Source organism: Lysinibacillus sp. NPDC094403, from assembly GCF_050278745.1.
Classification (GTDB): domain Bacteria; phylum Bacillota; class Bacilli; order Bacillales_A; family Planococcaceae; genus Lysinibacillus.
On sequence record NZ_JBNNTL010000001.1, the window covers coordinates 617043 to 641626 of the forward strand.

23 protein-coding genes are annotated in these 24584 nt (G+C 39.4%); all 23 read left to right on the forward strand.

What is annotated here, in order from left to right; all coding sequences use genetic code 11:
- The first annotated feature begins 181 nt into the window (after nucleotides 1-181).
- Nucleotides 182-2227, forward strand: a complete 2046-nt coding sequence (gene recG, locus ACQKMV_RS02750) for an ATP-dependent DNA helicase RecG (protein ID WP_427502265.1) — start codon at nucleotides 182-184, stop codon at nucleotides 2225-2227.
- A gap of 129 nt (nucleotides 2228-2356) precedes the next feature.
- On the forward strand, nucleotides 2357-2929 hold the full coding sequence (gene fapR, locus ACQKMV_RS02755) for a transcription factor FapR (RefSeq protein WP_427502266.1): 573 nt from the start codon (nucleotides 2357-2359) through the stop codon (nucleotides 2927-2929).
- Nucleotides 2930-2931: 2 nt separating this feature from the next.
- Nucleotides 2932-3924 (forward strand): phosphate acyltransferase PlsX, encoded by a 993-nt coding sequence (plsX, locus tag ACQKMV_RS02760; RefSeq protein WP_427502267.1) that lies wholly within the window; start codon nucleotides 2932-2934, stop codon nucleotides 3922-3924.
- 256 nt (nucleotides 3925-4180) lie between these two features.
- Nucleotides 4181-5134 (forward strand): ACP S-malonyltransferase, encoded by a 954-nt coding sequence (gene fabD / locus ACQKMV_RS02765; RefSeq protein WP_427502268.1) that lies wholly within the window; start codon nucleotides 4181-4183, stop codon nucleotides 5132-5134.
- Entirely contained in the window at nucleotides 5127-5873 is a 747-nt protein-coding gene (gene fabG / locus ACQKMV_RS02770; RefSeq protein ID WP_427502269.1) for a 3-oxoacyl-[acyl-carrier-protein] reductase, read from the forward strand. Before fabD ends, fabG begins: the two co-directional genes overlap by 8 nt.
- A 57-nt stretch (nucleotides 5874-5930) precedes the next feature.
- Entirely contained in the window at nucleotides 5931-6167 is a 237-nt protein-coding gene (gene acpP, locus ACQKMV_RS02775; protein WP_008181678.1) for an acyl carrier protein, read from the forward strand.
- 331 nt (nucleotides 6168-6498) lie between these two features.
- Nucleotides 6499-7263 (forward strand): ribonuclease III, encoded by a 765-nt coding sequence (rnc, locus tag ACQKMV_RS02780; protein ID WP_427423765.1) that lies wholly within the window; start codon nucleotides 6499-6501, stop codon nucleotides 7261-7263.
- Nucleotides 7264-7266: 3 nt separating this feature from the next.
- Nucleotides 7267-10848: a chromosome segregation protein SMC gene (gene smc / locus ACQKMV_RS02785; RefSeq protein WP_427502270.1), complete on the forward strand. Its 3582-nt coding sequence runs from the start codon at nucleotides 7267-7269 to the stop codon at nucleotides 10846-10848.
- The gene (gene ftsY / locus ACQKMV_RS02790) at nucleotides 10845-12116 is read left to right on the forward strand and encodes a signal recognition particle-docking protein FtsY (protein ID WP_427502271.1); all 1272 of its coding nucleotides are present in this window, start codon (nucleotides 10845-10847) and stop codon (nucleotides 12114-12116) included. The genes smc and ftsY overlap by 4 nt, the downstream gene beginning before the upstream one ends.
- Nucleotides 12117-12307: 191 nt before the next feature.
- Nucleotides 12308-12643, forward strand: a complete 336-nt coding sequence (locus tag ACQKMV_RS02795) for a putative DNA-binding protein (RefSeq protein ID WP_427502272.1) — start codon at nucleotides 12308-12310, stop codon at nucleotides 12641-12643.
- 12 nt (nucleotides 12644-12655) lie between these two features.
- Nucleotides 12656-14014 carry a signal recognition particle protein gene (gene ffh, locus ACQKMV_RS02800; protein ID WP_427502273.1) on the forward strand — a complete coding sequence of 453 codons (1359 nt, stop codon included), beginning with the start codon at nucleotides 12656-12658 and terminating at the stop codon, nucleotides 14012-14014.
- 94 nt (nucleotides 14015-14108) lie between these two features.
- Nucleotides 14109-14381, forward strand: a complete 273-nt coding sequence (gene rpsP, locus ACQKMV_RS02805) for a 30S ribosomal protein S16 (RefSeq protein WP_024362057.1) — start codon at nucleotides 14109-14111, stop codon at nucleotides 14379-14381.
- A 15-nt stretch (nucleotides 14382-14396) separates the two neighbouring features.
- The gene (locus tag ACQKMV_RS02810) at nucleotides 14397-14630 is read left to right on the forward strand and encodes a KH domain-containing protein (protein ID WP_004269410.1); all 234 of its coding nucleotides are present in this window, start codon (nucleotides 14397-14399) and stop codon (nucleotides 14628-14630) included.
- Nucleotides 14631-15016: 386 nt separating this feature from the next.
- Complete coding sequence (gene rimM / locus ACQKMV_RS02815; protein WP_427502274.1) at nucleotides 15017-15532, forward strand: ribosome maturation factor RimM; 516 nt, start codon at nucleotides 15017-15019, stop codon at nucleotides 15530-15532.
- Nucleotides 15532-16269, forward strand: a complete 738-nt coding sequence (gene trmD / locus ACQKMV_RS02820) for a tRNA (guanosine(37)-N1)-methyltransferase TrmD (RefSeq protein WP_427502496.1) — start codon at nucleotides 15532-15534, stop codon at nucleotides 16267-16269. Before rimM ends, trmD begins: the two co-directional genes overlap by 1 nt.
- A gap of 116 nt (nucleotides 16270-16385) precedes the next feature.
- Nucleotides 16386-16730, forward strand: coding sequence for a 50S ribosomal protein L19 (rplS, locus tag ACQKMV_RS02825; RefSeq protein ID WP_402777889.1), 345 nt, complete (start codon nucleotides 16386-16388; stop codon nucleotides 16728-16730).
- A 107-nt stretch (nucleotides 16731-16837) separates the two neighbouring features.
- Nucleotides 16838-17401 carry a signal peptidase I gene (gene lepB, locus ACQKMV_RS02830; protein WP_427502275.1) on the forward strand — a complete coding sequence of 188 codons (564 nt, stop codon included), beginning with the start codon at nucleotides 16838-16840 and terminating at the stop codon, nucleotides 17399-17401.
- 56 nt (nucleotides 17402-17457) lie between these two features.
- On the forward strand, nucleotides 17458-18330 hold the full coding sequence (gene ylqF, locus ACQKMV_RS02835) for a ribosome biogenesis GTPase YlqF (protein WP_427502276.1): 873 nt from the start codon (nucleotides 17458-17460) through the stop codon (nucleotides 18328-18330).
- Between the two features lie 568 nt (nucleotides 18331-18898).
- Nucleotides 18899-19657 (forward strand): ribonuclease HII, encoded by a 759-nt coding sequence (locus ACQKMV_RS02840; protein WP_427502277.1) that lies wholly within the window; start codon nucleotides 18899-18901, stop codon nucleotides 19655-19657.
- A gap of 401 nt (nucleotides 19658-20058) precedes the next feature.
- Complete coding sequence (locus ACQKMV_RS02845) at nucleotides 20059-21951, forward strand: hypothetical protein (protein WP_427502278.1); 1893 nt, start codon at nucleotides 20059-20061, stop codon at nucleotides 21949-21951.
- Nucleotides 21948-22244: an EscU/YscU/HrcU family type III secretion system export apparatus switch protein gene (locus ACQKMV_RS02850; RefSeq protein ID WP_427502279.1), complete on the forward strand. Its 297-nt coding sequence runs from the start codon at nucleotides 21948-21950 to the stop codon at nucleotides 22242-22244. Before ACQKMV_RS02845 ends, ACQKMV_RS02850 begins: the two co-directional genes overlap by 4 nt.
- Nucleotides 22245-22412: 168 nt before the next feature.
- Nucleotides 22413-23573, forward strand: coding sequence for an ADP-forming succinate--CoA ligase subunit beta (sucC, locus tag ACQKMV_RS02855; protein ID WP_427502280.1), 1161 nt, complete (start codon nucleotides 22413-22415; stop codon nucleotides 23571-23573).
- A gap of 17 nt (nucleotides 23574-23590) precedes the next feature.
- Nucleotides 23591-24493, forward strand: coding sequence for a succinate--CoA ligase subunit alpha (sucD, locus tag ACQKMV_RS02860; RefSeq protein WP_427423777.1), 903 nt, complete (start codon nucleotides 23591-23593; stop codon nucleotides 24491-24493).
- The last annotated feature ends 91 nt before the right edge of the window (nucleotides 24494-24584 follow it).

Below are 24584 nucleotides of genomic sequence, written 5' to 3' on the forward strand. Positions count from 1 at the left end.
GATATTGAGAATAATAATGCGTAGTATGTTCAAAAGTGTTAAACGCAAGCAACGATATTATGAAAGCTAAGAGTAATCGTAAGAAAGGGGAAAACTCATATGCTGAAAAATAGTATAGTTATACGAATGATTGTAGGTAAAGTACTTGTGGTGAAAAACTTTGGAGGAGCTGTCGTGCAAGGTGACTGATTTAACGAATCCCGTTACTGATTTAAAGGGAATCGGGAAAGAAACAGCAGGACATTTAGAGGCATTGGGTATCGAGACGATAGCGGATTTACTATGGACGTTCCCGCATCGACATGAGGATTTTCGTTTAAAGGATTTGGCACAAACACCACATAATGAACGTGTCACTGTTGAGTGTAAGGTGGAACGAGAAGCGACAATATTGTTCTTAGGTCGCAATAAATCACGATTGCAAGTCACAGTGCTGGCAGGCCGACATTTAGTTAAGGTTGTTTTTTTTAATCAAGGCTATTTGAAGCAGAAGCTTGTACCTGGGGCTATTATAACCGTTACGGGTAAATGGGACCGCGGCAGACAAGTTATCAATGGAACGTCTGTAACGTTTGGTCCTAAGACAGACCAGGTCGACTTCGAACCTGTTTATAGTCTAAAAGGTTTGATTCCGCAAAAACGTTTTCGTAAATATATGCGACAAGTGCTAGACGAGTTTGGTACAGAAATACCAGATGCTATTCCACAGCGCTTACGGGTGGATTATAAGCTTGCTACAATGCGTGATGGGCTTGAGGGAATTCATTTCCCTCTTGATGCAGGACATGCAAAACAGGCTAGAAGACGCTTTGCCTATGAAGAGTTACTTAACTTTCAACTACGTATTCAAGCGTTACGTAAAATTCGAAAAGACAGTGAGCACGGTACAGTTATACAGTTTGATTTGCAAAAGTTACGTGACTTTATTGCGTCTTTACCATATGAATTAACAGGTGCTCAAAAACGCGTCGTCAATGAGATTTGCAAAGATTTGAAGGAGCCACATCGTATGAACCGCTTACTTCAAGGTGATGTAGGGTCGGGGAAAACCGTTGTTGCGGCAATATGTTTATATGCAGCTGTAACGGCTGGTTTTCAGGGAGCGTTGATGGCGCCGACAGAAATTTTAGCTGAACAGCATGCTGAGAATTTGAAGGAATGGTTTGAGCCATTTGGTGTACGAGTAGCATTACTATCGGGATCGACGAAAGCGAAGGAACGTCGTTTACTTTTAGAAGAACTGGCAAACGGAGACATAGATATTTTAATTGGTACGCATGCACTAATTCAGCCTGATGTCGTTTTTTTAAAACTGGGTTTTGTTATAACAGATGAACAGCATCGTTTTGGTGTTGAGCAGCGTAGAATATTGCGTGATAAAGGAGAAAATCCAGATGTGCTCTTTATGACGGCGACACCAATACCGCGAACACTCGCGATTACAGCATTTGGAGAAATGGACGTTTCGATGATTGATGAAATGCCAGCGGGGCGTAAGCAAATTGAAACACATTGGATGAAAAAGGAGCAGTTTGGCTCTGTAATGTCAAAGCTGGAATTAGAGCTTGCTGCTGCTAGACAAGCTTATGCTATTTGTCCTCTGATCGAGGAGTCAGACAAGCTGGATGTACAAAATACAGTAGAAATCTATGAGCAGCTTGCAGCATATTTCAATGGGCGTTACAATGTCGGATTAATGCATGGTCGCTTATCCGCAGATGAGAAAGATGCTGTCATGCGAGCCTTTAGTGAGGGAACTATTCATGTGCTCGTGTCAACAACAGTTGTTGAGGTTGGGGTTAACGTACCGAATGCAACTTTTATGATTATTTATGACGCTGAACGCTTCGGCTTAGCTCAGTTGCATCAGCTGCGTGGGCGTGTTGGACGAGGCGAACATCAGTCATATTGTGTGTTGCTAGCCGATCCGAAATCTGATGAAGGCAAAGAGCGAATGCAGTCGATGACGGAAACGAATGATGGTTTCCGCCTAGCTGAAAAGGATTTGGAACTACGTGGACCAGGTGATTTCTTTGGTCGTAAACAAAGTGGTTTGCCTGATTTTAAAGTAGCGGATTTAGTGCACGATTATCGGATACTTGAAACTGCGAGAAAAGATGCAACGGATATGATTAAGACTGATGCTTTTTGGCATGATGATGAGTACAAATATTTACGTGAAATGCTTGAAAATTCAGGAGTTTTACAGGGAGAACGCTTTGATTAACTGACTTTGATATCTAATTTCGAATGTGAGAGCTTGTTTTGAAAACAAGTCTTGCATTCTTTTTTTATACTCTATATACTGATATTAGTACCAAGTGCTAATAACAACTAAAAAAGGTGGCGAATGATGTTGAGACGAACGAAAAAAGAGCGACAGCGACTATTATCCGAAACGATAGCTGATAATCCATTCGTCACAGATGAACAGCTAGCAACACAGTTTCAGGTTAGTGTCCAAACAATTCGTTTAGATCGTATGGAATTAGCGATTCCAGAATTACGAGAACGAATTAAAGATGTTGCTTCGAAAACCTATGAAAATGAAGTAAAATCACTACCGATTGATGAAGTAATCGGAGAAATAATTGATATTGAATTGGATAATCGTGCATTATCTATTTTTGACGTAAAAGAAGAACATGTTTTTCAGCGCAATGGCATCGCACGTGGACATCATTTGTTTGCGCAGGCAAACTCATTAGCGGTAGCAGTTATTGACGACGAATTAGCATTGACAGTACATTCTAACATTACCTTTGTGAAACCTGTTAGAGCTGGAGATCGTGTTATTACAAAAGCAATCGTTATCGGACGTGATGAAAATAATCATCGTACAAAAGTAGAGTTAACGTCCACAGTTAACGGTGAAACAGTTTTTGTTGGTGAATTTGATATGTACCGCACGAAAGGTAAAGGTGAATAACAATGAAATTAGCGCTTGATGGAATGGGTGGAGACAACGCACCAAAATCAGTTGTTGAAGGTGCTTTATTAGCATTAGAGCAAATCCCAAATTTAGAAATTCAATTATATGGTCAGCAGCAAAAGCTTGAACCATTTTTAAAAATACATGATAGATTAACTGTAGTACATTGTGATGAAGTTGTTGAAGGAACAGACGATCCAGCACGCGCTGTTCGTCGTAAAAAGGATTCATCGATGGCAAAAATGATGGATGCAGTTGAAGAAGGAAAGGCGGATGCTTGTCTTTCAGCAGGTAATACAGGTGCTTTAATGGCAGGAGGCTTATTTAAAGTAGGACGTATTGAAGGGATTGCTAGACCTGCTCTAGCCACTACACTTCCTACTTTAGATGGTAAGGGCTTTTTAATGCTTGATTTAGGAGCAAATGCAGATGCACGACCTGAGCATTTATTGCAATATGCGATTATGGGCGATATTTATGCGAAAAAGGTAGGTGGCTTACAAAAGCCGCGTATCGGCTTGTTAAATATCGGTACTGAGGATAAAAAAGGAAATGACTTAACGAAGGCAGCTTTTGGATTATTAAAAGAAGCAGATTTAAACTTTATCGGTAATGTTGAAGCTCGAGATTTACTTGAAGGGGTAGCGGACGTTGTTGTAACAGACGGCTTTACAGGTAATATGGTGCTGAAATCGATAGAAGGTACTGCTGGCGCGTTATTTTCAATGCTAAAAGAGGCGTTCATGTCTTCAACAAAAACAAAAATTTCGGCAGCACTTATGAAAAATAATTTGCGTGACCTAAAAAATAAAATGGATTACACAGAGTACGGTGGTGCAGGTTTGTTTGGTTTACAAGCACCTGTGATTAAGGCACATGGCTCATCCAATGCCAAAGCAATATACAGTGCAATCCGCCAGGCAAATACGATGGTTGAGCATACAGTCATCTCGACGATTACAGATACAGTACGTCACTTAGAAATTGATTAACTTCTTTCAGCGGGTGTCCAAACACCCACTGAAATAGAGGAACTCAGTCTAAGAACGCCACGTCCTGTGGCAACGACTGAGTGACCAACATCATGTTGCTGACGCTACGTTAGCACTGCGCTTTCGCACAAAAAACATCATGTTGCTGACGCTACGTTAGCACTGCGCTTTCGCACAAAAAACATCATGTTGGCCTAAAGCCTCCGGACGCAAATTTTGCCGAGGCGTAATTGATTAAAAAGGGGATTAATGAAAAATGACGAAAATAGCATTTATTTTTCCGGGCCAAGGTTCTCAAGCAGTTGGGATGGGGCAAGAGTTTATCGAGAATGCGGCAGAAAGTAAAGCATTTTATGAGCGTGCAAATCAATCACTTGGCTTTGAGTTGTCTAAGCTTATGTTAGAGGGACCCGCTGAGGAGCTAACATTAACTTATCATGCACAGCCGGCACTTTTAACTACTGGTGTGATGGTTGCAGAAAAATTACGTGCAGCAAGTATTACGCCAAATTACACAGCTGGACATTCACTGGGAGAATACGGTGCATTAGTAATCGCTGGTGTGCTATCGTTTGAGGACGCAGTTTCTGTTGTGCATAAGCGTGGGCTTTATATGAATGAAGCTGTACCTGCAGGGCAAGGTGCTATGGCAGCCATTCTAGGGATGGAGTTTGATGCACTGCATGAAGTAACTGAAAAAATATCTGCGGCAGGTAATCCAGTTCAGGTAGCGAATGTAAACTGTCCAGGGCAAATCGTTATTTCTGGTACAAAGGAAGGCGTTGAAAAGGCTTCTTTAGCAGCAAAGGAAGCTGGTGCAAAACGAGCAATTCCTTTAGTTGTTAGTGGTCCATTCCATTCAGAGCTAATGCGACCATCATCTGAAAAATTAAAAGAAACGTTGGCTGATATATCATTGTCAGTTCCACAAATTCCTGTAATCGGCAATGTAATGGCAAAAGAATTAGAGGATGTTCCAGCTATTCAACATGAGTTAGTAGAACAAGTATATAGCGCTGTGCAATGGGAAGCATCTGTGCGTGAAATGATTGCACAAGGTGTGGATGTCTTTATTGAATGTGGACCGGGCAAAGTATTAAGTGGATTAGTGAAGAAAATTGATCGATCTGTTGCGACATATTGTGTTTATGATGAAGCATCATTAGAGGTTGTACTAGAAGCGGCGAAGGAGTGGACAATTAATGCGTAAATTAGAGGGTAAAGTAGCTGTTGTAACTGGTGCTTCGCGTGGTATAGGACGCGCTATTGCCTTTAAGCTTGCTGATGAGGGTGCTAAAGTTGTCGTTAACTATAGTGGGTCACAGGCGAAGGCAGAAGAAGTTGTCGCGTCGATTCAAGAGAATGGCGGCGAGGCTATAGCTGTACAAGCGAGTGTTTCAAAAACAGAGGAAGTTACAGCATTAATGGATGCAGCAGTAAAAACATTCGGCTCGCTTGATATTTTAGTAAATAATGCGGGTATTACACGTGATAACTTGTTAATGCGTATGAAAGAGGATGAATGGGACGATGTTTTAGATACGAACCTAAAAGGTGTTTTCCTTTGTACAAAAGCAGTAACACGTCAAATGATGAAGCAACGTGCTGGCCGTATCATCAATATTTCATCGATTGTTGGTGTAGCTGGTAATGCAGGGCAAGCTAATTACGTAGCTGCAAAAGCAGGCGTTATTGGATTAACTAAAACGACTGCCAAGGAATTAGCATCACGTAATATTCTAGTAAACGCGATTGCACCAGGCTTTATAGAAACTGAAATGACTGATCAACTACCAGAAGATCTAAAGCAAGGTATGCTTACTCAAATTCCTCTAGCAAAACTTGGGCAGCCTGAGGATATCGCAAAGGCAGTAGCTTTTCTAGCTTCAGATGATGCTAACTATATGACAGGTCAAACGTTACATATAGATGGCGGCATGGTAATGTAATTTAAAATAGTCATAGATAATGATTTTTTGTATAATCATTGAGGGGAGGTGAATGATTTGTCTACAGTATTAGAACGCGTAACAAAAGTAATCGTGGACCGTTTAGGTGTTGAAGAGAGTGAAGTTACTCTAGAAGCCTCTTTCCGTGATGATTTAGGTGCTGACTCATTAGACGTAGTTGAGCTTGTAATGGAGCTTGAAGACGAATTCGATATGGAAATTTCTGATGAAGATGCTGAAAAAATCTCAACAGTTGGTTCTGCAATTTCATACATCGAAAGTAAAATAAACTAATCGTTTAACTTTATATAGCAGAGATTAATCACCTCTACTGGTGCTGACATGGATGCGGTCATTATACAATAAATGTTTATGATTGAATAAAGTTAAAGCCTTTGGCAGAAATTACTCATGTTTTTCTTCGGTGTGAAGAGTAGATACTATGCTGAGGCATGTTTAAAAAGGGGACGAAATGGTTCGTTTAGCGAACTGTGATCGTCCTCTTTTTGATTTTGGAAAATAATTAATTTCCAAAACATTGTATTTAAACCGAAATACTTTTGCATAAATGCCTTGAAAAAGGTACACTTAAACGGTAGAAACTATTAGGAAGGCAGATTGTTCAATGGCTATGAAAAGAAAAGGAATTATGCAGAAATCTGGCGTGCTTCCTGAAAAAGTACGCAATCAATTCGAGCTGTTACAGCATGAATTAAATATCACATTTATTAATAAAAATTTATTGTATCAAGCATTCACGCATTCATCCTATGTGAATGAGCATCGCCGTAAATTGTTTACGGATAATGAGCGTCTTGAATTTTTAGGGGACGCAGTACTTGAACTGTCTGTTTCTAAATACCTTTTTGAGAAATTCACTAATATGAGTGAGGGTGAGCTGACGAAGCTACGAGCATCCATAGTATGTGAGCCATCACTTGTTATCTTTGCAAATGAATTAGGCTTTGGTCGCTTTGTATTACTCGGAAAAGGTGAGGAATTAACAGGTGGACGGGAACGCCCAGCGCTACTTGCAGATGTATTTGAATCATTTGTAGGTGCCCTTTATTTAGATCAAGGCTTACAAACGGTCGTATCATTTTTAGAACGAATCGTATTCCCGAAAGTAGAAGTCGGTGCTTTTTCGCATGTGATGGATTTTAAAAGCCAATTGCAAGAAATGGTACAGCAAACAAGTAACGGTCTTCTTCATTATGAAATTATTGATGAAAAGGGTCCTGCACATAACCGTACCTTTGTATCGAGCGTACTATTAAATGGGCAGGAGCTTGGTATTGGTCGTGGGAAATCAAAAAAAGAAGCCGAGCAGCAAGCTGCGCAATGTGCAATGCGTACAATGCATAAGCAAACTGCAAAAGAGGAGGCTTAATAAATGTTCCTAAAACGACTCGAAGTGATTGGCTTTAAATCTTTTGCGGAGCGCATTGGAATTGATTTTGTACCCGGAGTTACAGCGGTGGTTGGGCCAAATGGTAGTGGGAAAAGTAATGTCACTGATGCCATTCGTTGGGTACTAGGGGAGCAATCGGCAAAGTCGTTACGTGGGGCAAAGATGGAGGATGTTATATTTGCTGGCAGTGACTCACGTAAGCCACTAAACTTTGCAGAGGTAACATTAATTTTAGATAACACAGATGAACAGCTTGCTTTTTCATATACAGAAGTCAGCGTAACAAGACGCGTATACCGTTCAGGTGATAGTGAATATTTACTAAATAACCAGCAGTGTCGCCTGAAGGATATTACGGACTTGTTTATGGACTCAGGACTTGGGAAAGAAGCCTTCTCCATTATTTCACAAGGCCGTGTCGATGAAATTTTAAATAGCCGACCTGATGACCGACGTTCAATTTTTGAAGAGGCAGCTGGCGTGTTAAAGTATAAACTAAGAAAGAAAAAGGCAGAGCATAAGCTTGTTGAAACAGATGAAAATTTGTATCGTGTTTTAGATATTTTACATGAGCTAGACAGTCGTCTGGAGCCGTTAGAAATTCAGGCATCAAGTGCAAGAGATTATGTGCAAATGTCAACAGAGTTAAAGGATTTTGATATCGCCATCCTTGTGCACGATTTGAAAAATTGTGCACAATCTTTGCATGCTCTGAAAGCTGAATACACAGAACTATATGAAACAGAGCAAAAACAAGCTCATAATATTTCTTCGATAGAGAAGCAAACTGCAAGTATTCGTAAGCTTTTAAAAGAGCTAGATGACTATCTAGATACGACTCAGGCTGAGTTTGTCAATGCAACGATGGAGGTAGAGCGTTGGGATGGTCGTAAAGCGTTAATGGCTGAAAAACGGCAGAATGCTTCAAACCAACTACTTCAATTGAATTCAGCATTACAAGAAGCTAAAGATGAGGTTGAGGCTCTTATAGCTCAAGAGCAAGAGAAAAAAGAATTGTTCACTGAAAAACAGCAAGAGGTATCAGAGCTGAAACAAAGCATTAAGCAGTTAGAGCAATCCTTAAATCGCTCGGTTTCTGAAATTGAACAAGAAATTGAAGAACAAAAAAACCGATATATCGACTCTTTAAACGAAGAAGCAACAGTTAAAAATGAATTAAAAAATATCGAACAACAGTTAGCGCAGCAAAAAGCGATGGCGACACGAATGTCAGACCAAACTGACGAAATCGGGCAAGAGCTTGCGCAAATTCTAGCAGAAAAAGAGAAGCTAGTTGTTGCTCATACTACAACAACTAACGAATTGCAGGAAAAACTTGAGCAATATGAAACATTGCAAATACAGCTTAAGAATGTCAATGCATCGTTTAATGAAAAGCAAGATATGCTTTATAAAGCGTATCAGCATCAGCAGCAACTTAAGGCTAGAAAAGATACACTAGCTGAACTCGAAGCAGATTTCTCTGGGTTTTTCCATGGAGTAAAAGAAATATTATTAGCACGTGATAAAGGTGAATTAGCTGGGATTGAAGGAGCCGTTGCTGAGTTAATTCAAGTGGATGGGAAATATTCTCAAGCTATTGAAACAGCATTAGGGGCAGCCTCTCAGCATATTGTAACAACCGATGAACAATATGCTCAACAGGCAATCCGTTGGCTAAAACAAAAGAGAGCTGGACGCGCAACATTTTTACCCAAAACAGTTATCAAGTCACGTAAAATCAATCTATCTGCGATTCAGCTAGCCACTGAGCACCCAGCATTTGTCCAAATGGCTGATGCACTTGTAACGTTCGATGAAGCCAACCGCACAATTGTTGAGAACCTCCTTGGTAATGTCATCGTTGCATCAAGTTTAGAAGGTGCAAGTCAAATTGCTCGATTATGTGGGTTTCGATATCGTGTTGTAACACTTGAAGGTGATATCGTCAATGCAGGCGGTTCGTTAACAGGTGGTGCAACGAAGCAGCAATCTTCACTCTTTACAAGAAAAGCAGAATTAGATGATTTAATAGTAAAGCTACAATCGTTGGAAGCATCTATTTATAGTGCTGAACAGGCTGTCTCAACTGAAAAAGAGAAGCTTGCAACATTGCGTGACAAAGTAGAGCAATTGAAGCTTGATGGTGAGCAACTACGAAAAGATGAAATGCAGCAGGCGAGTCGCATACGCGAGCTAGAGGTTGTCGAGAAAAGCTTATCTGCACGAGTTTCTTTTGCTTCTAATGAAACACAAGATGTAAAAACTCGCGAAGAAGCATTGTTAGCTCAAAAGGAAGCGGCTACAGAGCGTTTAACAGCACTAGCAACAGAACTGTTAGAGATCAACGAAACCGTGGAACAACTAAGTAAAGTGAAGTTACAAAGTGAAACGGAGAAAGATGTACTTCGTGAGCAGTCGGCAGAAAAACGCTCGCAGTTAGCGGTTATGCAGGAACAAATGTCACAAGTACAAATTGCTACAGCCGAGTTAGCCCTACAATTAAACAAAGGTCGTCAAAAAGTCGACAATATTTCTCAGGAAATAATCTGGCTTCAATCTGATGAATCGACAAAACTTTTAAGCGATGAAGAAGTGGATGAGCAAGTTGCTACGTGGAAAGCTAGAAGAGATTCGCTGCAGGATACTATTTCACAGAAAAAAGATGAAAAAGTAGCACAACAACAAGAGCTTACTACTTTAGAAGAACAGCTAAAAGAATTACAGCGTACACATAAAGGCTACCTTGAAGCGATACGTGCAAATGAATTGAAGCGAAGTCGCGTAGAATTTGAAATCAATAATTTTAATGAACAGCTAGAAGAAAACTATCAGCTCACATTTGAGGAAGCTGAGGAGTTAGCCCTTGCAATTGAAGATGAGGAGCATATGCGACGTCGAGTGAAATTACTGAAGAAATCTATTGAGGAGCTAGGCCCTGTTAATTTAAGTGCCATTGAGGAATACGATCGTGTACTTGAACGCCATTCATTTTTAACAGAGCAGCGTGAGGATTTACTTGCTGCACAGGAAACGTTACATGAGGCTATTAAAGAAATGGATGAAGAAATGACGCTACGTTTTTGCGAAACCTTCTATGCCATTCGAGAGCAATTTAAACGTGTATTCCGTGAGTTGTTTGGTGGAGGGCAGGCAGATTTAGTGTTATTGGACCCTCAAAACCTGCTAGAAACAGGTATAGAAATTGTGGCACAACCACCAGGAAAGAAATTACAAAATTTAAGTTTGCTTTCAGGTGGTGAACGTGCACTAACTGCAATCGCTTTATTATTCTCCATCCTAAATATACGACCTGTACCATTTTGTATTCTCGATGAGGTAGAGGCGGCTTTAGATGAGGCAAATGTTGATCGATATAGCCAATATTTGAAGAAATTTAGCCGTGATACGCAATTTATTGTGATCACACATCGTAAAGGAACGATGGAGGGAGCAGATGTGTTGTATGGTATTACAATGCAGGAATCTGGCGTATCTAAACTTGTATCAGTAAAATTAGAAGATGAACCCGTACTTGCGGAGCAAAGGAGCGAACAAGCATGAGTTTTTTTAAACGTTTAAAAGATAAAATGATGGGCAACCCTGCCGCAGAAGAAAAAGTAGCGGCGATCAATGAAGAAGAAGTTGCTGAACAGAAGCATGACGAAGCAACAGAACCTGCTCAAATTGAAGCAACAGAACCTGCTCAAATTGAAACATCTGTAGAGGAAGTTGAAAAAGTAGAGGAAGTTTCTGTAACGGAAAGCTCAATTGAAACAGAAGTTCCTGTAGCAAGTGAAGATCAAGAGCAACAAGAAGTGCAAGAGGTCGCAATAGTAGAAGAACCTGCAAAAGAGAAAAAACCTTCTGCATGGTCTATTACACAAAAGTTCAAGGCTGGACTTGAAAAAACGCGTAATTCATTTACTTCGAAAGTAAACGACCTAGTTGCTCGTTATCGAAAAGTGGATGAAGATTTCTTTGAAGAATTAGAAGACTTATTATTACAGGCGGACGTTGGCTTTGAAACAGTAATGGAGTTAATGGACAAATTACGCTTCGAGGTTCAGCGTAAAAATATAAAAGATACAAGCGGTATTCAAACGATTATTTCTGAAAAACTTGTGGAGATTTATGAGCAAGGAGAAGAAGATTTAATCGAGCTTAATATGCAACCTAAAGGTGAGCTTACGGTAATTTTATTCGTAGGGGTAAATGGTGTTGGGAAAACGACGACAATCGGTAAACTTGCCCATCGTTTAAAATCACAAGGTAAAACAGTTGTTTTAGCGGCAGGTGATACTTTCCGTGCTGGTGCCATCGATCAATTACAAGTTTGGGGAGACCGTGTAGGCTGTGAAGTGATTAAACAATCGGAAGGTTCAGATCCAGCGGCGGTTATGTATGATGCAATTCGTGCAGCGAAAAACCGTAATGCAGATGTGTTAATTTGTGATACAGCAGGGCGCTTACAAAACAAAGTAAACTTAATGAATGAGCTTGAAAAAGTTCATCGAGTAATCTCTCGAGAGATACCGAATGCTCCGCATGAAGTACTTTTAGCATTAGATGCAACAACAGGTCAAAATGCACTTGTTCAAGCACAAACATTTAAGGAAGTTACAAATGTAACTGGGATCGTTTTAACAAAGCTTGATGGCACTGCAAAAGGTGGTATTGTTCTCGCTATTCGTAATAAATTACACATTCCTGTGAAGTTTGTTGGTCTTGGTGAAAAAATGGATGATTTGCAACCATTTGATGCAGAGCGCTATGTGTATGGCTTATTTGCTGAGGGTTTAGATAAAGAATTACAAAATAGTGAGGACTAATAGCTCACAAGCAATTTGAAGTGCTCGTCTGTAAACAGGGAATCGCATTGTTTAAAAGAGAAATACTAGCTTTAGGTGAAAAACGCCTAAAAAGCAGTTAATTAAAGCTTTTAGACAAGGAGATTACCTTGACACAGACGGGCGCTTTTCGTTATGATACAAATGACTAATAACGGGAGGAGAAACATTCGATGCTACTTGAAAAAACAACACGCATGAACTTTCTCTTCGACTTTTATCAAGCATTATTAACAGATAAGCAACGAAGTTATATGGAGCTCTATTATTTAGATGATCACTCACTTGGAGAAATCGCTGAATCGTATGGGGTTTCACGCCAAGCTGTTTATGATAATATTCGTCGAACAGAAGCGATGCTTGAAGAATATGAAGAAAAACTATGTTTACTTGAAAAATTTCAACAACGTACACAAATGCTTGCGCAACTGACAACAGGGATTACAGAACAAAGTATGACCGTTGAAGATCAGCTGACGCTTATAGAACAGTTGAAAGAATGGGATTAGGAGGCGAAAGCAATGGCTTTTGAAGGATTAGCGGAACGACTCCAAGGAACGATCCAAAAGATTAAAGGTAAAGGTAAAGTATCGGAACAAGACGTTAAAGAAATGATGCGCGAAGTCCGATTTGCTTTAATCGAGGCGGATGTTAACTTAAAAGTAGTCAAAGAATTCGTTAAAAAGGTCAGTGAACGTGCTGTCGGTGTAGATGTTATGCAAAGCTTAACACCAGGTCAGCAAGTTATTAAAATCGTACAAGAAGAATTAACAGAATTAATGGGTGGCGAGCAAAGCCCAATTAAATTTAATACAAAGCCACCAACTGTTATTATGATGGTCGGCTTACAAGGTGCAGGTAAAACGACAACTACAGGTAAATTGGCAAATGTGTTACGTAAAAAATATAATCGTAAGCCATTACTTGTTGCTGCAGACGTTTATCGTCCAGCGGCTGTTCAGCAGTTACAAACATTAGGAAAGCAGTTATCCCTACCTGTTTTTGCGTTAGGAACTGATGTATCTCCAGTAGAAATTGCGCGTCAGGCAATTGAATTGGCAAAAGAAGAACATCATGATGTCGTTATTATCGATACAGCTGGTCGCTTGCATATCGATGAAGATTTAATGCAAGAATTAAAAGATATTCGTGCGTTAAAAGAGCCGGATGAAGTATTCCTAGTTGTAGATGCTATGACAGGTCAGGATGCTGTCAACGTGGCAGAAAGCTTTAATGAAGCGGTCGGTATTACTGGAGTTGTTTTAACAAAGCTCGATGGTGATACACGTGGTGGTGCGGCGCTATCAATTCGTTCCGTTACACAGAAGCCCATAAAGTTTGTCGGTATGGGTGAGAAGATGGATGCGCTGGAACCTTTCCATCCAGAGCGTATGGCGTCTCGTATATTAGGAATGGGTGACGTTTTATCACTTATTGAAAAGGCTCAGGCAAATGTTGACGAAGCAAAGGCTAAAGAACTAGAGGAAAAATTTAAATCCCAGACCTTTACGTTTGATGATTTCGTTGAACAATTGCAACAAGTAAAGAAAATGGGGCCTCTTGACGAAATTTTGAAAATGTTACCAGGTTCCGGCAAAATCAAAGGCTTAGACAATGTTAAAGTTGATGATAAGCAAATGGGGCGCGTAGAAGCGATTATTTATTCGATGACACCTGCTGAAAAGACGAATCCAGAAATTATTAACGGTAGCCGTAAAAAGCGTATAGCGAAGGGTTCTGGGACATCAATTCAAGAAGTAAATCGTCTATTAAAGCAATTTGAAGAAATGAAAAAAATGATGAAGCAAATGACAGGCATGGCAAGTGGCAAAGGAAAGAAAAAGATGAAACTACCAGGCTTCGATTCATTGTTTAAATAATATTTTATAGGTGTTAAGAAAAAACACTTTACAAACAACCTAAACATTGATAATATACTATCTTGTGTGAAACTTATTCGGAGGTGCTATTAAAATGGCAGTTAAAATTCGCTTAAAACGTATGGGAGCTAAAAAATCTCCTTTCTATCGTATCGTAGTTGCAGACGCTCGTTCACCACGTGACGGTCGTTCAATCGAAACAGTTGGTACTTACAACCCACTAACTCAACCAGCTACTGTAAACATCGATGAAGAGAAAGCTCTTAAATGGTTAGCTGACGGTGCAAAACCATCAGATACAGTGCGTAACTTGTTCTCAGAACAAGGTATCATGGAAAAATTCCATAACCAAAAATTCAGTAAATAATCGGGGGCGACGTCTTTGAAGCAGCTGATTGAAGCAATCGTTTTACCGTTAGTCGATTATCCAGAAGAAGTTCGTATTGAGACGGATGAAAATGCAAATCGAATTGTTTATAAACTTTTTGTTCATCCAGAGGATCGAGGGAAAGTCATAGGCAAGCAAGGGCGAGTAGCGAAAGCGATTCGTACAATTGTTTATTCAGCGGCGGGTAGTCACCATCAAAAAAAGACCTACGTCGATATATTGGATTGATAGAAAAGATTTTCACGCTCTTTTACATGCAACAAGCACAGGAGAGTCCTGATAGGTATGTTTACATGCGCTTAGGGGTTCGAAGTGGCTTTGAGGTAAAGCGTAAAATCTGGACTTAAAAGGAAGGAGCTTGCCGGTTCCTTCCTTTTTTTATCTTCATCCAGTGGGGTAGGCGAAATTGATTCATTATCGTAATTACATTGAGAGATAATTGAACATAATGACATTGAGGATGACTGGTCAACGTCTAAGCTATAACACCGTCCACCAAAAGTTAAACTGCTTTGTAGGTGAAAGGTGAGAGAAAGGTTACTTTTTGATCTGGTTAGCAAGTAGCTTGACGGGGATGAGCATGTTTTAGCATTTTTATACGAGGTGAGATTTGAATGGAATGGTTTAATGTAGGTCGTATTGTCAATACACACGGTATTCGTGGTGAGGTGCGTGTGTTATCAACAACAGATTTTGAAGAAGAGCGCTTCGTGGTAGGATCAAAGCTTGCGGCGTTTAAAAAAGACGATAAAAAGCCAACATGGGTAATAATTGAATCAATGCGTCGTCATAAAAACTTTATTTTATTAACATTTGAAGGAATGAATAACATCAACCTTGTTGAGCCTTTTAAAGAAGGAATGCTCAAAATTACGAAAGATCAATTGACAGATGATTTATTAAAGGAAAATGAATTTTTCTTCCATGAAATAATTGGCTGTACAATTGTATCTGAAGAAGGCGAAACAATCGGAGCAGTGACCGACATTCTTCAAACAGGTGCTAATGATGTATGGGTAGTTAAGGGCACTAAAAAAGAGCATTACATCCCATATATCGAGGATATCGTCAAGGAAATTGATGTTGATGAGAAGAAAATAGTGATACATGTAATGGAAGGTCTACTATGATGAATATTCATGTGTTGAGTTTATTTCCGGATATGTTTACAGGCGTCTTTGGAGCATCCATATTAAAGAAGGCGCAGGAAAAAGGTGCTGTAAAGCTGGAAGTAACTGATCTCCGTGGATTTTCGGGTAATAAGCATAATCAAGTAGACGATTATCCATATGGTGGTGGTGCGGGGATGGTGTTAAAACCAGAGCCGATGTTTAGTGCTGTCGAGGCCATTACTGAAGGGAAAAATCCTCGTATCATTTTGATGTGTCCACAAGGTGAGCGCTTTACTCAAAAAAAAGCCGAAGAGCTAGCGCAGGAAAAAGACCTAGTATTTTTATGTGGCCATTACGAAGGCTATGATGAACGCATTCGTCAGCATCTTGTCACAGATGAGATTTCAATTGGAGATTTCGTATTAACTGGTGGAGAGCTGGGGGCTATGACGGTTATAGACAGCGTTGTACGACTTCTGCCGGGGGTTTTAGGCCAAGAGGATTCTCACATACAAGATTCGTTCTCAACAGGTCTTCTAGAGCACCCACATTATACACGACCTGCTGAATTTCGCGGAATGAAAGTACCTGATATTTTACTATCTGGCAATCACGCAAAGATTGAACAATGGCGTGAGGAAGAATCTCTGAAAAGAACATTCGAGCGTCGTCCGGATTTACTCGAGAATTATCCATTAACAGATAAGCAAAAATTGTATTTAGAAAAACTTAAAAACAACAATAAAGATGCTTGATTGCTATCTATATTTATGATAACATCTAATCTGTACTTCTATGTGAAGTACTGAATTACGGTGTTCCGCTGTGGCATAGATTGCGTGCAAGAGCATCTGTCTAAGGAGAGAAAACAATGTCAAACATTATTACAGAAATTACAAAAGCTCAGCTTCGCACTGATCTACCATCTTTCCGTCCTGGTGATACTGTTAAGGTACACGTGAAAGTAGTAGAGGGTACTCGTGAACGTATCCAAGTATACGAAGGTGTAGTAATTAAACGTCGTGGTGGCGGTATTAGCGAAACTTTCACAGTTCGTAAAATTTCTTATGGTGTAGGTGTTGAACGTACATTCCCTGTACACACACCAAAAATCGCTAACTTAGAAGTTGTACGTCGTGGTAAAGTACGTCGTGCTAAACTTTACTACCTACGTAACCTACGTGGTAAAGCTGCTCGTATTAAAGAAATTCGATAATTATGACTTAAAAGTGAGGGGCTTGTACAACAAGCCCCTTTTCTTTTTGCTTGTCATCTTAAATAGCTATCAACTAAAATGAGGATAGACAAGGGGGGCAAATCTCGATGGAAAAACAGGTAAAGGAAAAGAATGAACTATGGGAATGGACAAAGGCACTTCTAATTGCATTTGCGATTGCAGCGATTATTCGTTATTTTTTATTTACACCCATTGCAGTAGATGGCCAATCCATGATGCCAACCCTTGAAAATGGCGACCGTATGATTGTGAATAAAATTGGTTATAAAATAGGTGAACCAAAACGCTTTGATATTGTTGTATTCCATGCTCCTGAGAAGAAAAACTATATTAAACGTGTTATTGGGCTACCAGGAGAGACTTTGGAATATAAAAATGATCAATTATACATTAACGGTGAACCGATAGACGAGCCCTATTTAGATGACTACAAATCAAAAATTACAGAAGGTACTTTAACAGAGGATTTTACATTAAAAGATATTGATGTAAACATGGATGTAATTCCAGAAGGCTGTGTTTTCGTAATGGGAGATAATCGTCGTTACAGTAAGGACAGTCGTATTATTGGAGTCGTCGATCAGAAAGAGATTATTGGTAATACAAGTCTGATTTTCTGGCCGTTTAGTGATATTAAAATTGTAAAGTAATTCTTGAAAGGGAGGGCTAAACACTCCCTTTTTCTTTTAGTTTAGGAGGTATAGATATGACTATACAATGGTTTCCAGGGCATATGGCAAAGGCCCGCAGAGAAGTAACAGAAAAATTAAAGCTCGTTGATATTATATTTGAATTAATAGATGCACGTTTACCGCTATCTTCCCGAAATCCGATGATAGATGAAGTGATTAATCAAAAACCACGTCTCCTTATCTTAAATAAATCAGATATGGCAGATGAACAAGAAACACGTAAGTGGGTTGAGTACTTTGCACAACGGGGCCATAAGGCAGTAGCGATTAATTCTCTTGAAGGCAAAGGATTACAGCAGGTTACAAAGGCTGCTCAAGAAATATTAAAAGAAAAATTTGACCGTATGAAAGCACGAGGGATGAAACCAAGAGCCATTCGTGCAATGATTGTTGGAATTCCAAACGTAGGGAAATCGACGCTAATTAATCGACTAGCAAAGAAAAATATAGCAAAAACAGGAAATACTCCAGGGGTGACTAAGGCTCAGCAATGGATAAAGGTTGGTAAAGAGCTTGAATTACTCGATACGCCAGGTATTTTATGGCCGAAGTTTGAAGATCAAGAAGTAGGATACAAATTAGCCTTAACAGGTGCTATAAAGGATACTATAACTAATATGGAGGATTTAGCTGTATATGGTCTACGCTTTTTATCCATTCATTATCCAGCACGAATGGAAGAACGCTATGGCTTCCAGTTTATACATGAAGATTTAGTTGATACCTTCGATCATATCGGTAAACTTCGTCGTGTTTTCGGTCCTGGAGGAGAAATTGATTATGATCAAGTAGCTCAACTAATCGTTCGAGATATTCGTGGATCACAATTAGGCAAACTAACATTTGACTTTGTCGACGAACAACTTGAAAAAGAAACAGAACAGTAATAAAGAAAACTGTCATACTCACGCCATAAATCGTGAGCATGACAGTTTTTCTTTTAGGAATACTTCTTCTTGCCGATAAATGACATAGAACGAGAAAAAGAAGCAATAAATATTTTTGAATCAATTCGGAGCTTTTCAATATAACATAGGATTGATTTCCGTTCCGACTGGGCGCTTTCCATGATCGTTCAGCCTTCACTCCAACCAATATATGTGCAACGAATACCATTAAATGTAATTTTGGATTTTAGTGTGATTCAAAATCTGTTCTTTATAAAAAAGTATTGTTAGTATAAAAGCATATGGAGCAAAGTGTGAGCGACGAGGAGGTTCAGACCACACAAGCGCGAAAAACTTCCTCCTGAAATGAATGTACATTCAAGTACATATTTTGGTGATGAGCCATTTATATAAAAAGGGATATATATTGGGAGAGATGCCAAAACGTTAAGGCGAATCCTCAGCTCTCTAACAAAAAACTGATAAACTACTTGAAAGAAGCATCGTGGAAACGTATTAGAACGAAAGATTAGCTATTAACTGTTAAGAACCAAAAGGGAGAAAATATATGAAAACGATTAAAGAAATTACAACAGCATTGAAGGAAGCGGAGGAATGGCAGGACTGGATGACAGGTGTAGCAACTGATGAACGTGCAGGTGTGCAAAAGGCTTGGCAAAGTTGGAAAAAGCGTCAAGAAAAAAAACAACAGCTACTACAAGAGCATCAAGCGAAAGTCGATTTCGATCTAAGCTACGGAGGAGAAGATACCTTAATTGCAGGGGTAGATGAAGCAGGGCGTGGACCGTTAGCAGGACCAGTAGTAACAGCTGCTGTTATTTTACCTGCAAACTGTGAGGCTCTAATCGGATTAAATGATTCAAAACAATTATCAAAGGATAAACGTAATGCCTATGCCGCTTTAATAAAAGAGCATGCATTAAGTTATTTTATCCATTTCCAACCAGCACAACAAATTGATGAATTAAATATTTACGAAGCGACAAAGCAATCGATGAAGACAAGTGTAGAATCGTTATCTATTAAACCTAATTATGTACTAGTTGATGCTATGACACTGCCAATCTCTATTCCGCAGGATTCAATAATTAAAGGGGATGCTAAAAGCTTAGCTATTGCAGCTGCTTCAATATTGGCGAAAACTGCCCGAGACGATTATATGGATCAATTGGACAAAGAGTTCCCTATGTATGGTTTTGCTCAACATGCAGGGTATGGTACAAAGCAGCATTTAAAAGCACTTGAAGATTTCGGTCCAACTATTCATCATCGCAAGTCGTTTGAGCCAATAAAATCAATGCTTTAAGGCATTTTGAAAACATAATAGCATACAAAAAATAAAAGGCACATCACCTAGGAAGGATAATTGCTATAACGTATATTATGTGGATAAGTTGATTGGAGCGGAGACTGGGCGATTCCTTGGGATCACAGCGGCTCATCGGACGCCCCCAGGAAGCTCTGCTCTGTAGCGAAAGCAAAGCGACAGCTACAAATGTTTTATCTGTGCGAAAGCGAAGCGTCAGCAACAAATGTTTTCTGTAGCGAAAGCAAAGCGACAGCAAATGTTTTATCTGTGCGAAAGCGAAGCGACAGCAACAACAAAGCACGCAGTCGGAGCGGAAATCAACCCTACGCTATGGTGATGAGCCAAATAAAAATAGAAGCCAATTACGCCAAGGAGTAATTGATGAAAGGGGTACGAATATGACAGCCACATCTTTTAATCCGATTCAAATGCAACAAACTGCTTTAACCTCAAATAATCAGCCACTTACTTTAAAACAAGGACAAGTATTTCAAGGAACAATCAAACAATTATATCCAGATCAGATGGCAGAAATACAAGTTGGTCATCAGAAGTTTATTGCTAAACTTGAAGTTCCGCTAAAAGCAGGTGATGCCCATTTCTTTCAAGTAACTGGTACAAGCCCACAAACAGAAGTAAAAGTTGTTACGGGTCCTATGGCGCAAACGGCTTCCCAAAGCCAACAAATCAATCAGTTACTGGAATCAATGAATTTGCCAAAAACAGCTGAAATGCAGCAACTTCTAGCTCATTTTATGAAAGAGCAGCTACCGATTTCAAAAGAGCAGCTAATGCAAGCAGAAATGTGGTTAAAGGCATTACCAGAGGGTGTTACTAAAATGGATGCCCTGCAAGCCATTCAAAAAATGGTAGAGCTTAAAATGCCAATGACAAATGATGTTTTTCAAGCTCTTATTAGTGGACAAAAAACTACAGGCATGACTTCCGTAATGGAGAACTTTACACAACTTTTAGCTAAGGATATAGCTTTACCCGAAAACCTTAAGCAAAATCTAATGCAACAGGTACAGGTAATTGCAAAGCCCTTTGAAGTAGAAACTGGTGGTTTAGTACTCGCTAAGTCCATACAAATATTAACTAATAATGCGGCTTCTATGAGTGAAAAGATTCAAGCCATGAATATCTTAAAGGAGGCAGGCATACTACCTCAGCAGGCAACCTTGCAAAACTGGTCAAGTCTCAGCTCTTTAAAGTCTATTCAACCAAATCAGCTTCAACAGGCTGGACAAGTTATTCAAATGATTCTAACGGCACAACCTGACAATACAAAGCAGCTTGTCGACCAGCTTAAATTATGGACAGCGAATCAAAGTTTGTTAACGAATGAACAAAAGCAGCAAATAAATCAATTTATCGATAGATTTAATAAGCTACCAGCAACTAAACAAACTCTAGAGATTTTTGCAAAACAGATGCAAGAACAACTTATAAAAGCATTTGTAGCAAATTCCTCGGAGCGATTATTTACACAAGACGCCAATGCTCTTTCAGTAAAGGACCATTTATTATCTCTTTTAAAGCATGAAGCCACTACTCCACTACAAAACGAAGTATTCATGCGAAATCTCATGAAAAATAGTGTTGAATCCCCGCAATCAATGATTCAGCAGATTGTTACGCAAGCGGATGCTCATGTACAAAATTCTATGAACAGTAAAGCAATGGAACATGCACTTAAAACGGTATTAAAAAATCTGGGGGTTAGCTATGAAGCGGCATTAAGTAATAAGTCCGCAGATTTACAGCAGATTGCACATCAATTAAAACCTCAGTTGCATACATTATTGCAGGAAACACATGTTACTCCGCAGTTGAAAGAAGCTGCAGAAATGTTAATGGCACGTATGAACGGCATGCAGCTAGCATCAGGAGAGAATGGCCATCAGCATCAGCTTATTATGCAAGTACCATTGGAATTCTTCGGCAGGAAAATGGATGCAACATTACAGTGGAATGGACGCATGAAGGAAGATGGTAAAATTGATGCCAATTATGCGCGAATATTATTTTATTTACAAATGGAATCTATGAAAGAGACGGTTATTGATATGCAAGTTCAAAATCGTGTAGTTTCTGTGACAGTATTTAATGAAAATAATGATATTATTCCGCTTGCAGAACCACTAAAAGCAGTCTTAAAAAAAGGTTTAGCTGAAAAAGAGTATCAACTTTCAGGAGTTTTTATTAAACAATTTGAAAAAGCCCAACCTGAAAGAACCCCTGTAGTAGAACAGCAGGAGGAACATAGTGGGGTGGATTTACGCATATGAGTGAAGAAAAATTTACTCGAAAAGAGGCTATCGCTCTCACGTATAAGTTAGGACGATTTGATAGTCCAACGGTAGTAGCAAAAGGAAAAGGGAAAATAGCAGAAAATATATTAGCACGCGCGAATGAGCATGATGTCCCGATTTATGAGGATCCTAACCTTGTTCAATTACTTGGACAATTAGATTTAAATGAGTCCATTCCAGAAGAATTGTACGAAGCCGTCGCTGAGGTTTTTGCATTTATTTATCGATTAGATCAACAACATGCGCAAATATATAGAAAAGATAGATAATTCTGATTTTCGCAAAACCCTGTTTTAGTACACGAAGTAGAATAAAACGTCATATTAAAAGATAAAAAATGAATAAAAGACAAAGTGTGGACTTTATCAGAATCTTTAGTTAGAATAGATTATGTTAGTAAAACAATTTTATGCAAATGTTTGATGGGAGGATGTATTATGAATATCCATGAATATCAAGGGAAAGAGATTCTAAGAAAATATGGTGTAGCTGTACCGAACGGAAAAGTTGCTTTTTCCCCTGATGAAGCTGTGAAAGTAGCGAAGGAACTTGGCTCTAATGTGACAGTAGTCAAGGCGCAAATTCATGCAGGTGGACGCGGTAAAGCGGGTGGGGTAAAAATTGCCAAAAACCTTGACGAAGTGCGTACATACGCAAAAGAATTATTAGGTAAAATTTTAGTGACTCATCAAACAGGTCCTGAAGGAAAAGAAGTAAAACGCTTATATATTGAAGAGGGTTCTGATATTCAAAAAGAATACTATTTAAGTTTAGTATTAGACCGCGCAACATCCCGTGTAACAATGATGGGGTCTGAAGAGGGCGGTATGGATATTGAAGAAGTAGCTGAATCACATCCTGAAAAAATCTTCAAAGAAGTTGTGGATCCTGTTGTTGGGTTAACAGGTTTCCAGGCACGTCGCATGGCGTTCAATATGAATATTCCAGCTAACCTAGTAGGGAAAGCTGTTAAATTAATGTTAGGCTTGTATCAAGCATTTATCGACAAAGATGCTTCTATTGTAGAAATTAATCCACTTGTTGTAACTGGACAAGGAGAGGTTATGGCATTAGATGCTAAATTTAATTTCGATGCAAATGCGTTGTATCGTCATAAAGATATTGTCGAATTACGTGATTTTGATGAAGAAGATCCAAAGGAAATCGAAGCGTCAAAATATGACCTAAGCTATATTTCACTAGATGGTAACATTGGCTGTATGGTTAATGGAGCTGGTCTTGCTATGGCTACAATGGACACAATTAGTTATTATGGCGGAAGCCCTGCTAACTTCTTAGATGTAGGTGGCGGTGCAACGGCTGAAAAAGTAACAGAAGCTTTCAAAATTATCCTTTCTGATCCACATGTAAAAGGCATTTTTGTTAACATTTTTGGCGGAATTATGAAATGTAACATTATTGCTGAGGGTGTTGTAACAGCTGCCAAAGAAATTGGCTTAGCTGTGCCGTTAGTTGTACGTTTAGAAGGTACAAATGTAGAACTTGGAAAAGAGATTTTAAATGCATCTGGTTTAAACATCGTTGCAGCGGATTCAATGGCTGACGGTGCACAAAAAATTGTGGGACTAGTAGGCTAAGGAAGGCAGGGAGAACAATGGCTGTATTTATTAATAAAGATACGAAGGTAATTGTACAAGGGATTACAGGCGAAACAGCGCTTTTCCATACGAAGCAAATGCTTGAGTATGGTACTAAAATTGTAGCTGGAGTAACACCAGGTAAAGGCGGTCTTGAAATCGAAGGAGTGCCAGTGTTCAATACTGTTATGGAAGCTGTAGCTGCAACAGGTGCGACAACTTCAGTTATTTATGTACCAGCTCCATTCGCGGCAGACGCTATTTTAGAGGCTGTTGATGCTGAATTAGAATTAACAATCTGTATTACTGAGCATATTCCTGTTCTTGATATGGTTAAGGTTAAACGTTATATGGAAGGTAAAAACACACGTCTAGTAGGTCCAAACTGTCCAGGTGTTATTACTGCAGATGAATGTAAGATTGGTATTATGCCTGGTTATATCCATACGAAAGGGCATGTAGGAGTTGTTTCTCGCTCTGGTACGTTAACATATGAAGCCGTACACCAATTAACACAAGCTGGTATTGGTCAGACTACAGCTGTAGGTATCGGTGGAGACCCAGTCAATGGTACAAACTTTATCGATGTTTTGGAAGCGTTCAACAACGATCCAGAAACATATGCGGTTGTTATGATTGGAGAAATTGGGGGTACAGCTGAAGAAGAAGCGGCTGAGTGGATTAAAGCGAATATGACGAAACCTGTCGTTGGCTTTATCGGTGGACAAACAGCGCCTCCAGGTAAACGTATGGGTCACGCTGGTGCTATCATTTCTGGTGGTAAAGGAACGGCCGCAGAGAAAATTAAGGCAATGAATGCTGCTGGTATTGAAGTAGCGGAAACGCCATCTGTCATTGGCGATACGCTTATTAAAGTAATAAAAGAAAAAGGGCTATACGAAAAGTGTAAAACCCATTAAAATGGAAGATGTAGCACATTGTGGCTACATCTTTTCTTTTTCCTTATTTAGACACTGCTTAACATGGTTCTAATGAAATTTGTTCAAGAGA